The following is a 258-nucleotide window of genomic DNA, read 5'->3' on the forward strand; positions in this document are numbered from 1 at the left end:
ATGGCACCGCGGATCTGATTGAAGGGCCAGACGGTCCGGTTGATACCGATGGTGATGGTATCCCTGATGTGACGGACACCGATGATGATAATGATGGTGTTTCCGATGCTGATGAGGAGGCCAACGGTACTGATCCGAAGAACTCGGATTCTGATGGTGACGGCACGCCTGATGGTGAGGAAGACACTGATGGTGATGGGTACACCGATGGTGAGGAGTCTGATGAGACTTCTTCTGAGATCACCGATACTGATGGTG

1 pseudogene is annotated in these 258 nt (G+C 52.7%); it reads left to right on the top strand.

Going from position 1 to position 258, the window contains the following annotated elements:
• A pseudogene (locus NQ018_RS11390) lies at nt 1-258 on the top strand (hypothetical protein); the annotation flags it as partial.

The sequence above is a fragment of the Corynebacterium kozikiae genome (assembly GCF_024580965.1).
Lineage (GTDB): Bacteria > Actinomycetota > Actinomycetes > Mycobacteriales > Mycobacteriaceae > Corynebacterium > Corynebacterium kozikiae.